The 7,060-nt window shown below is 39.9% G+C and carries 5 protein-coding genes; 2 read left to right on the top strand and 3 right to left on the bottom strand.

Annotated elements, in window-relative coordinates; translation table 11 throughout:
- Positions 1–132: 132 nt before the first annotated feature.
- Positions 133–1,506, bottom strand: a complete 1,374-nt coding sequence (locus KZ793_RS08015; RefSeq protein WP_225814875.1) for an MATE family efflux transporter — start codon at positions 1,504–1,506, stop codon at positions 133–135.
- Positions 1,507–1,730: 224 nt separating this feature from the next.
- Here KZ793_RS08015 and KZ793_RS08010 point away from each other — a divergent pair, with 224 nt between their 5' ends.
- Complete coding sequence (locus tag KZ793_RS08010; protein WP_225814874.1) at positions 1,731–2,417, top strand: riboflavin synthase subunit alpha; 687 nt, start codon at positions 1,731–1,733, stop codon at positions 2,415–2,417.
- A 488-nt stretch (positions 2,418–2,905) separates the two neighbouring features.
- Positions 2,906–3,883 (top strand): M29 family metallopeptidase, encoded by a 978-nt coding sequence (locus tag KZ793_RS08005; protein WP_225814873.1) that lies wholly within the window; start codon positions 2,906–2,908, stop codon positions 3,881–3,883.
- Between the two features lie 187 nt (positions 3,884–4,070).
- Here KZ793_RS08005 and cfa read toward each other — a convergent pair whose 3' ends face one another.
- Positions 4,071–5,222, bottom strand: coding sequence for a cyclopropane fatty acyl phospholipid synthase (cfa, locus tag KZ793_RS08000; RefSeq protein ID WP_225814872.1), 1,152 nt, complete (start codon positions 5,220–5,222; stop codon positions 4,071–4,073).
- Between the two features lie 582 nt (positions 5,223–5,804).
- On the bottom strand, positions 5,805–7,001 hold the full coding sequence (gene punC, locus KZ793_RS07995) for a purine nucleoside transporter PunC (RefSeq protein ID WP_225814871.1): 1,197 nt from the start codon (positions 6,999–7,001) through the stop codon (positions 5,805–5,807).
- Between the last annotated feature and the right edge of the window lie 59 nt (positions 7,002–7,060).

The following is a 7,060-nucleotide window of genomic DNA, read 5'->3' as shown; positions in this document are numbered from 1 at the left end:
TCGTTATCTATGCTCCTGGGGATTCGTTCACTTGCCGCCGCGCTGCAACTCGAAATCTATTAGGTATATAACAGTGAATTTGTCGTTTATTCCACCAGTTAAGTATTCGTCCCCGGCTTTATGAAAAAGAAATCAGCGGGTTGAGCGTCGTAAAATTACCTCATTTGGCTGTTTTTGTATCCACAAAATACGGGTAAATACCATCACTGCTGATGCAGTCAGGCCAATAATAAAGCCGATCCAGAACCCTTGTGGCCCCATAGCGGGTATAACATAGTCAGTTAATCCCAGAATGTAACCGCTTGGTAGCCCCAAAATCCAGTAAGCGATAAAAGTGATATAAAAGATAGAACGCGTATCTTTATATCCACGTAAAACACCAGCCCCTACAACCTGTATGGAATCAGATAATTGGTAAAGCGCGGCAAATAGCATCAGATGTGACGCCATGATGATAACTTCAGGATTGTCGTTATACATCAAGGCGATCGGTTCTCGCAGAATAATAGAAAAGGTTGCGGTTAAACAAGCAAATACCAAACCAACTATAATTCCGGTATAGGCTGATATCCGAGCATTCTCAATAGATTCTTTCCCTAAATTATAGCCGACGCGGATAGTGGTTGCTGCGGCTAAAGATATTGGGAACATAAACATTAATGAGCTGAAATTTTGGGCAATTTGGTGCCCTGCAACAGCAGTAACGCCTAAAGGAGAGATCAGCAATGCGACTATGGCAAATAGGGTAATTTCAAAAAATACCGCCATCGCAATAGGAAAACCGAGGGATGAAATGCGTTTCAGAATATGCCAATTTGGTGCGGCGAAGCGATGTTTAGGGCGGATATCCCTTTGTGATGATGCACGTTTCACATACCAACGCATTAGTAGGAACATAACCCAGTAAACGCTGGCAGTAGCAACACCACAGCCGACACCACCTAAAGCGGGAGCGCCGAATTTACCGTAAATGAATATGTAGTTAATCGGAATATTAATCAACAATCCTAAAAAACTAATCACCATGCCTGGTTTGGTTTTCGATAAACCTTCACATTGATTACGCAGCACCTGATAAAACAGATAGCCCGGTGCACCCCACATTATTGCGTGGATAAATCCAACCGCTTTTTCTGCCAAAAGTGGATCTATATTGTGTTGCCTGTCAATCAGGAATTTGCTGTTGTATAGAATAGCGATAATGATAATGGAGAGGAAAATCGCCAGCCAGAACCCTTGCTGAGTTTGGTTAGCAATGAGACTCCTGCGACCAGAACCGTTCATTTGCGCAATAATGGGTGTTAAAGCTAGTAGTAAGCCGTAACCAAATAAGATAACTGGCAGCCAGATCGAGGTGCCAACAGCAACTGCGGACATATCTGTTGCACTGATGCTACCTGCCATAACGGTGTCCACAACCCCCATTGCAGTTTGTGAAAATTGAGCAATAATGACGGGAATCCCTAGAGCGAGCAAACTACGCGCTTCTTTTAAATACTTCTGCACGCATTACACCTTTTTTATAAAGTAGAAAATATTAAGAAAGACATCTGTATATAAGAAACGATTTTCGAAAAATCAATCGCTTACTAACCGGAGTATTGTATCTATTTAATACTATATTACAACAATAATGCTGAGTTTATATTCGAATGATCAGGTGGTATTTATCAATGACAACTTGATATAAACTAATTAATAATTATACACAGTCATTAAGAGGTTCTTCTATGTTTACGGGCATCGTTCAGGGAAAAGCACCCTTGGTTGCTATTGATGAAAAAAGTCATTTTCGGACTCATGTTGTTAAATTCCCGGCTGAATTATTGCCAGGTATTGAAACAGGGGCGTCAGTTGCCAATAACGGTTGTTGTCTGACGGTAACCAAAATAGAAGGGGATAAGATTAGTTTCGACTTAATGAAAGAGACTCTACGTCTGACTAATCTTGGTGATTTACAGCTAGGGGATTATGTGAACTTGGAGCGAGCGGCCAAATTTGGGGATGAAATTGGCGGACATTTGATGTCCGGTCATATCATCACGGTTGCTGAGATAGCTAAAATTTTCACTTCAGAAAATAATCATCAAATATGGTTCCGTATCCATGATAAGCAATTAATGAAATATATCTTGCATAAAGGATTTATCGGCATCGATGGAATTAGTCTGACAATTGGTGATGTAGTTAATAATCGTTTTTGCGTTCACCTTATTCCTGAAACACTGGGACGTACGACATTAGGTAAGAAACGTCTTGGTCAAAAAGTGAATATTGAGATTGACTCACAGACTCAGGCGATTGTTGATACAGTGGAGCGTGTTCTTGCTCAGAAAGAGCGGGAACAGCGGGAACGGGTTGCCTCTCAGCAACCAGAGACATTCGTGGAAGAATGTTCAGTAAATGATGAGCGATAGTAGGACTCCGCCCGTCGCTTTCAAACAGAATTAATCGTTGTCAAAAGGGAGTGTTGATCTTATTAGTGCTCCTTTTTGTGATGTGCGTTGCAGTATTGCTCATGTTTTGTTAATTGATATGGTTTATGTTGTTATTATTGTGTTAATGCGCTTTCTTGTAAAACGCAGGCTAACCCCACGATGATATTTTCAGAGGCTACTTTATGGAAAACCCGATTGAGTTAGATGAATGGCTTGAAGAACCTACACACGATGATGCTGTTGAAATGATGAATGCGCAAGCTGTCGTACCTTTTGGTACAGCACTTTGGCCTCATTAAGGTTCTTTATAATAATATATACCCCATAAACTTCAAGTTGCCGCTCGCAAGATGAAAGCAGTTTATTATCTCCCCGTACCCCGGCGAGATAATAAATGTATATTGAGGTATGACAAGTATATAAGTAAGGGGAGGCCCCCTTACTTAAAAATAAACAGGATTGTTCTCATGGATAAAAGTCTTGAAAATATGTATCGCTGTTTATCACATCATCCTGCAATTTCAGATAAAGTAAGAAATGATGAATGTATAAAAATATTTATCGGATCTGATACTGAGCATCGCAATATTGCGCAAAAGATGCATATGTATAAAACGGGTTTCGATGTAAGATCTGATTTTGCTTTTTTAGAAGAAACATCAGCAGACGATATAAAACAAAAAATATCCGATTGTGATTTGTTTATTTTTCTTTATGCATCATCAACATTAAAGAATGTATCTCCACAAGGACCAGAATATCTAACCAAAATAAGAAGTTTTATTACTGAATCATGGAAGAAATCTGTACTGTTTAAAGATTATGGTCCTCATTTTATTGAAGCATTCAGCGAGCCGCCAGTATCAATAGCAGAAAGAAATAAAAAAATTATTGAATTATCAAATCGATCACAGAAAGTTCAATATACAGATAATAAAGGGAGCTCGATTGTAGGTTATTTAGAAAAAGGCCATAAATGGACTTCCATTGATGGTAATGGAAATCTTGATGTTATTCCTGGGGAGATAGCAAGCCATATAAAGAACCTTAACGGTAGTGTCAGCTTTAGTGGCACTTTTTTGAGTACTGCACCCTTTGCTATAAAGTATGGCGTTGTCAATAATATGATGACTATAAATATAAAAGAGGGTGAAATTATTGGGTTTGATTGTGAGAATGATGAATTTAGTCGGGATTTTAATTTATACCTAAACCATAATCACGGAAATAGAATTGTTGAAGAGTTTGGTATTGGTACTAACATGGGTGTGAAAGCGCTTTATGGCAGAAATGCTGGTTTTGAAGAACGGCATCCTGGCTTACATCTTGGTTTAGGTGGTGGAGTAAAAGGGAGTCATCATTTAGATTTGATATTTTCTGGTGGAAAAATAGCATTTGATCAAACAGTCTTCTTTGATAATGGTTACCTGGATGATTTCCGTTAGTGAAAGATAGATCTATACCTAATAGATTTCGAGTTGCAGCGCGGCGGCAAGTGAACGAATCCCCAGGAGCATAGATAACGATGTGACTGGGGTGAGTGAAAGCAGCCAACAAAGCAGCAGCTTGAAAGATGAAGGGTATATCTTTATTGACTAAAAGCTACAGTAGAAACCTGTAGCTTTTGGTTAATTATCGGGCTGCTCGTAACCCGCCTTCAATACCTTTTAGACTGAATATGATTTGCCATAATTGGATATCGCGAGCACGAAATGCACCTGCACAGGCATTCAGATAATAGCTAAACATGCGTTTAAATGTTGGACTATAGTTATCTTGTATTTCAGGCCAGCAGGCAATAAATCTTTTATGCCAGGCCATCAATGTGCGGTCATAATCTGCGCCAAAGTTATGCCAATCTTCCATAATAAAACGGCTTTTACTGGTGTGGGCTATTTGCTCAATAGAAGGCAGGCAGCCATTAGGAAAAATATATTTGCTGATCCACGGGTCAGCACTGACTTTAGCTTTGTTGGAACCAATAGTATGTAGCAGGAATAAGCCATCAGGTTTCAGGTTTCTTTGAACAACGTCGAAGTAAGTCGCATAATTTTTAGGGCCAACGTGTTCAAACATACCGACAGAAACAATTTTGTCGAATTGCTCATGTAAATCCCGATAGTCTTTCAGAATGATCTTCACATCCAGATTCTTACATTGTTTCTGTGCATATTTCCGTTGTTCGGCTGAAACAGTTATACCTGTTACGGAAACACCATAATTTTTAGCAGCATAAGCCGATAGCCCACCCCAACCACAGCCAATATCCAGCAGGGTCATACCTGGAGAGAGTTCTAATTTCTCGCAGATAAGTTTCAACTTATCAAGCTGAGCTTGTTTCAGTGTTTCAGCTTGTTTCCAGTATCCGCAGGAATATTGCATATAAGGGTCAAGCATACGGGTAAAAAGATCATTTCCTAAATCATAATGTTGATGACCGACAATCCATGACCGTTTTGGCGTTTGTAGATTACGTAAGCGGGTTATTGCGATTCTCATCGTATCTTTGAAATTATTAGGCATTTTATTTTCTAATCCAGCGCGTAAAACGCGATAAAAGAAAATATCTAACCGCTCACAATCCCACCAGCCATCCATATAACTTTCACCTAATCCTACCGAACCTTGTTGTAAAACTCTTTTATAGAAATTAGGATTTTTTATCTGGATATCATAAGGATTGTGACCATTAATTTGAATACCTGCTTCTTTTAGCATCTCATTGGCAATTCTCTGCCAGGAGTTAATGGCTGTTTTCGGGTTTTCAATACAGGATGAACTCATATACTCTCCAACGTTAATGTGATGGAATATTGAGGAGCTCGTTTTACTGCCTATCCCAATAGGGCTATTTTATTTGCCCTTCTTTGCCATAAAGAGCGAACTTGGGCAGTGCTCAAAATCCTCACGTACTACGTGTACGCTCCGGTTTTTCCGCGCTGTCCGTGTCCAAACTGCCTGCAACAATTACGCCTATGGGATAGGCACTTAGCTAATAAAGCAGGATGCTAAGACGCAAAATGCAAAAAATAACAAAGAATCAAAGTAAAAAATCTTAAAGATGACTAATCCATGAGTTTAATGGGGGCAGTCATTGCTACTGAAAACCTCAAATTCCAGGTTATTTATAATAGGGAACGTATTGAGTATAAAAGCGTAAAATTGTTTTATCAATTAATAAATAAAGGCTGCAATTAATTGATAATTAGCAGCCTTTATTTATACCCGTTATCTTTCAAGCTGCCTCTTTGTTGGCTGCACTCACTCACCCCGGTCACATAGTTATCTATGCTCCCGGGGATTCGCTCCCTTGCCGTCGCGATGCAACTCGAAATCTATTAGGTATATATAACAATCTGATTAATATCAGGAATTTTGTTCAACTGTTTGAATGCGGCGATCAGTGTTTTTTTTCCGCTGTATAAAATATCCTAATGCCATCGGAACAACGGTAGAAACCATGACAGTGGTTGTGGATATAAGTGGATTGCTGATAAATGCTGATACAATCAGGCTGGCAATAAAACAGAGTCCTAATTGAAGCGTGTTTTGTAATGCAGTGGCTTTTCCACTGTCTTGTGGATAAGCGGATAAAGCGTTTGCTACTGCAATTGGGTATAACGCACCATTCATCGCAGCCATAAAGCAAAAAGGTACCAGAATGGTGAATAGAGTTGGCTCGCTAAATTTTGCAATTAAATAGAGCACAATCATGCTGACAGCATAGCCAATTAACAGATAAGGGAAAATAATCTCACTTTTTATTTTGGCTAAAATACTGCGGCATCCATAACCTCCAACGATAAAGGCCAGCGTTTGAGGTATATAACTCAGACCGATGTCATCCGGGGTATATCCCATCTTTCCGAGAATCGAAGGTGAGCCTGTTAACCAGGCAAAAAAGCCGGCGCTGCATGATGCAAATATCAGAACGTTGCCATTAAATAGCGGTGATTTCAGTAGAGTAAGGAAAGAGACATTATTTGTTGGCGCTTGAGTTTCACGGTTTTTGCGATTTTCTTGCAAGAACAGCGTAAAAAACAACAGTAATAATGTGATTGTCAGTAAGACTAGGAAAATCATGCGCCAGCCGCCGTGTTGTAACAGCCAGGCTCCCATCAAAGGTGCCAGGGCAGGGGAGAGCGCAACCAGAGGCATAATCGTTGCAAAAACATGTTTGGTACGATTGGCCTCATAGCGATCAATCACTAATGCTTGCCATGAGACTGCGGCTGAACAAACACCTATGGCTTGGATAAAACGCAAAACTAAAAGTTGGGTGGCGTCTGTTATCCACATCATACCCAGACAGCCAATAGAAAACAGGGACAGCCCGGTGATGATAATCGGTTTTCTGCCAAAGCGATCTGAAAGAGGCCCCCACAAAAGTTGAGCAAAGGCGAAACCTGCAAGAAAGATGCTTAGGCTGGCACTGATTGCTTCTGCCGATGTCTCTAATTCTTGTTGCATAGTGCCGAATGCTGGCAGATACATATCAATAGCCAGATAACCTAGCATACTCAAGCCTGCAAGGTAGAACATGAACTGACTTGAGTTTTTCATTTGATTACTCTCTTTGAATGTCATGATTGAAATAATTTGCAGTGATAGGGAGATAACAA

Source organism: Photorhabdus antumapuensis, assembly GCF_020387775.1.
Classification (GTDB): Bacteria; Pseudomonadota; Gammaproteobacteria; order Enterobacterales; family Enterobacteriaceae; genus Photorhabdus; species Photorhabdus antumapuensis.
This window is presented reverse-complemented; position numbering and strand designations above follow the sequence as displayed.

What these genes read in the sequence shown, in the direction of transcription:
- KZ793_RS08010 (WP_225814874.1), top strand. Translation starts at nt 1,731, where the DNA reads ATGTTTACGGGCATCGTTCAGGGAAAAGCACCCTTGGTTGCTATTGAT.
- KZ793_RS08005 (WP_225814873.1), top strand. Translation starts at nt 2,906, where the DNA reads ATGGATAAAAGTCTTGAAAATATGTATCGCTGTTTATCACATCATCCT.
- cfa (WP_225814872.1), bottom strand. Translation starts at nt 5,222, where the DNA reads ATGAGTTCATCCTGTATTGAAAACCCGAAAACAGCCATTAACTCCTGG.
- punC (WP_225814871.1), bottom strand. Translation starts at nt 7,001, where the DNA reads ATGAAAAACTCAAGTCAGTTCATGTTCTACCTTGCAGGCTTGAGTATG.